4 protein-coding genes are annotated in these 3128 nt (G+C 52.7%); 1 reads left to right on the top strand and 3 read right to left on the bottom strand.

Features of this window, described 5'->3' with window-relative positions; all coding sequences use genetic code 11:
• The first annotated feature begins 262 nt into the window (after positions 1–262).
• Positions 263–451 carry a hypothetical protein gene (locus ACRESJ_RS04085; protein WP_431756767.1) on the top strand — a complete coding sequence of 63 codons (189 nt, stop codon included), beginning with the start codon at positions 263–265 and terminating at the stop codon, positions 449–451.
• A 62-nt stretch (positions 452–513) separates the two neighbouring features.
• Here the strand turns inward: ACRESJ_RS04085 and ACRESJ_RS04080 are convergent, their stop codons facing one another.
• The 3 genes from ACRESJ_RS04080 to mazG form a co-directional block, all read right to left on the bottom strand.
• Positions 514–1461, bottom strand: a complete 948-nt coding sequence (locus ACRESJ_RS04080; protein ID WP_431756766.1) for a hypothetical protein — start codon at positions 1459–1461, stop codon at positions 514–516.
• 186 nt (positions 1462–1647) lie between these two features.
• Positions 1648–2190: a DUF2058 domain-containing protein gene (locus ACRESJ_RS04075; protein ID WP_431756765.1), complete on the bottom strand. Its 543-nt coding sequence runs from the start codon at positions 2188–2190 to the stop codon at positions 1648–1650.
• A gap of 28 nt (positions 2191–2218) precedes the next feature.
• Complete coding sequence (mazG, locus tag ACRESJ_RS04070) at positions 2219–3052, bottom strand: nucleoside triphosphate pyrophosphohydrolase (RefSeq protein WP_431756764.1); 834 nt, start codon at positions 3050–3052, stop codon at positions 2219–2221.
• Positions 3053–3128: the final 76 nt, after the last annotated feature.

The following is a 3128-nucleotide window of genomic DNA, read 5'->3' as shown; positions in this document are numbered from 1 at the left end:
GCAAAAATCAGCGTCGTCTGACACTCCGCTATCGCTGGCAAGCCAGCTCCCACAGGGTCAAAGCTGCCTGTTCAAGATGAAGCTTTTGTCATGGAACTCAATGCCCTGCGACTGAATGTCGCGGTTTACGCGGGCTGCAAGACTGTGTCCAATTCGGTAACAAACCCTTTCCGATTTCAGTCGTTTACTTAGCAAGCTACCAAACTCTATAACTGGGACCTGCACACGCCTTGCTGCAGATAACAGAAATTGGAGCTAGTAGATGACTGTCAAAGTAACTGAACGCGACGATTCACACATGTCCCACGAAGGCATAGCCGCTGGCATCCAAATCTGGGACGTGCATCAACAAGACCTGCTGGTCGGGATGTTTCACTCCGAGATAGACGCCCACAACTACAAGGCCGAACTTGAAACGCTGGAGCTCAAACGCGAACTCGCGACCGGTTGAACACAACACCGGCGTCGCTGCAGCCTGCCCTTCCTGGCCGGACTGCAGCGCAACCGGCCTCTTCAGGCAATATGAAGCGAGGCTAAATGGATACTGCCGTCGACCACGACTGAAGGGACAATGCCAGTGATGCGCCCCGCCTCGAGCTTGACCACTTCACATTCCCCATCACCCATACCGTCATTTCTAATTGAATACTGGATCGATGTCGGATGACGCTTGCCATACTCGAAGTCCATCCCACAGGCGATCAAAAAATCGATTTTCGCGTTCGTCAGTTCAAATTCCTCGTCACGCTCACCATTCTTGAGCACGGCATAATCGAGACAAATATTGATGCCGAATGGACAACCGGGAACGAGACTATTCAAAAACTTCCCTTCATAACCACCGAAGTAACTGTGTTCGGCCTGCACACTGCTGACATCCTTGACCCTTACAACGACATCATCATAAAGACTAAAGAACCAATACCCCTCTGCAGTCCCTACGTGTTTACCAAAATCGATACCTGATACATAACGCTTCGGCCACATCGACATCAGCGGAATATCTGCTTCATATTCTTTGTTTGTGACCGCCAGCAAGTAATTAATTACATCGTAATAACTGGACTCACCTTCTCCAACCTTGATAAGCGTTGCGCAACTCCCTCCCAGCAAAACGATTTTCCCGTAGCGCTCGACTGGCAGATCTTTCATCAGTGACACCACTGAGTCGTATACCTTTTCCAGATAGGCTGAACTCAGCTCATGCAGCTCCTCTTCACTACGGATGACGTGCCAGGGAATGTTCCAGAAAAACTCCGGCAGGGTGAAGAAGAGACAGGCGACATCGCCATGCTGCTCGCGTGCGGCTTCTGCCGCGATTTGTATTTTCCAGCGCACATGGTCAACCCGCGCATCGAGCTCACTTGCCAGATAATCGTTAATCGACAGGTAGGAAGGCCGTAACTTTGAAAACTGTGATTTAAAGGTAGGTTGGCGTAACGAAGCGATACTGATCAGCATTAATAATATCCTTATAGATTAAAATTCATTCCATTCGTTTTCTCCGGACAAACCCACTCATACAAGTGAGATATTTTTTTGGCAAAAGAAAACCCGAAAGATCGTATCGGTACGAACTTTCGGGCTCAATATATAAATCAACCGAAGTACTAGCAAACATGTAAGTTCGCTAGAACTTTGAATCGATTACCACATCAGATCATCAGGAATCTGATAGGCCGCGTACGGATCATCCTCGGCGCTGACCTCTTCAGTCTTCACGTTCAACTGCACGATGCGTTGCGGGTCGCGCTCTTGAATTTTCAGCGCCGCTTCACGCGGAATGACTTCGTAGCCACCGGCATGATGAACGATGGCCAGCGAACCGTTACTGAGCTTATTGCGCATCAGCGTGTTGACCGAGAGGCGCTTGACCTTCTTGTCGTCGACGAAGTTGTAGTAGTCCTCGGTCGTCAACTTCGGCAGGCGCGTGGCTTCGATCAACTGCTTGACCTGAGCGACACGGGCCTTGGCCTCGGCTTTTTCCTGCTGCTGGCGATTGAGCTCCTGATCGCGCTTGACCTTCTCGGCCTGGGCCTCCTGGGCTGCACGCTGCTGGGAATCATCCAGTTCGATCTGGCCTTTGTGAGCCAGACGCTGTTGCTTCTGTTTGTCTTTGCTGACCTGCTTGGCCTGCTTCTGGTTGACCAGCCCTGCTTTGAGCAACTGGTCGCGAAGGGAAATGCTCATGGTGCTTATTACTCACTTAGGCAACTGCTCAACCGCAGCTGGGCAAATTCTTTTCCTGACGTTTGGCTTCGCCCCACAAGGCGTCCAACTCTTCGAGGGTGCAATCTTCCATGGGTCGGTGGGTATCGCGCAATGCCTGTTCGATAAAACGGAAGCGTCTTTCGAACTTGCCATTGGCGCCGCGCAGCGCGGTTTCCGGATCGACCTTGAGGTGGCGCGCCAGATTGACCACGGAAAACAGCAGGTCACCGACTTCATCAGCAATCGCTTGCGGGTCGTTGTCGGCCATCGCCTCGAGTATTTCGTCGAGTTCTTCACGGACCTTGTCCAGCACCGGCAAAGCATCGGGCCAGTCGAACCCCACCTGCCCCGCGCGTTTTTGCAACTTGGCCGAACGGGACAGCGCTGGCAGCGCGGCGGGAACATCATCGAGCAAGGACAACTGTTGCGGCGCGTCGGACTTCTCGGCGCGCTCTTGGGCCTTGATCTCTTCCCAGCGCTGCTTGACCTGCTCTTCGTTCAAGCGCGGGACATCCAGCGGGGCATAGAGGTCGCCCGTGGGGAACACATGGGGATGACGACGGATCAGCTTGCGGGTGATGCTGTCGACCACGCCATCGAATTCGAAGCGCCCTTCTTCCCGGGCCAACTGACTGTAATACACCACCTGGAACAACAGATCGCCCAGCTCACCCTGCAGATGATCAAAATCACCACGCTCGATGGCGTCGGCGACTTCGTAGGCTTCTTCAAGGGTGTGCGGGACGATGGTGGCGTAGGTTTGCTTGATATCCCATGGGCAACCGTACTGCGGATCGCGCAGGCGGTTCATCAGGTGCAGCAGGTCTTCAAGTGAATACATCTAATTATCCCGTTCCAACACCGGCCCCTGTAGGAACTGCCGAAGGCTGCGATCTTTTGATTTTTAAAAGCGAGAT

The sequence above is a fragment of the Pseudomonas sp. genome (genome assembly GCF_050739655.1).
Taxonomy (GTDB): Bacteria; Pseudomonadota; Gammaproteobacteria; order Pseudomonadales; family Pseudomonadaceae; genus Aquipseudomonas.
Note: the sequence above shows the minus strand (reverse complement) of the source record. Positions and strands in the feature narration are given on the sequence as shown.

Coding starts and splice junctions, on each gene's coding strand:
- ACRESJ_RS04085 (WP_431756767.1), top strand. CDS start 263: ATGACTGTCAAAGTAACTGAACGCGACGATTCACACATGTCCCACGAA.
- ACRESJ_RS04080 (WP_431756766.1), bottom strand. CDS start 1,461: ATGCTGATCAGTATCGCTTCGTTACGCCAACCTACCTTTAAATCACAG.
- ACRESJ_RS04075 (WP_431756765.1), bottom strand. CDS start 2,190: ATGAGCATTTCCCTTCGCGACCAGTTGCTCAAAGCAGGGCTGGTCAAC.
- mazG (WP_431756764.1), bottom strand. CDS start 3,052: ATGTATTCACTTGAAGACCTGCTGCACCTGATGAACCGCCTGCGCGAT.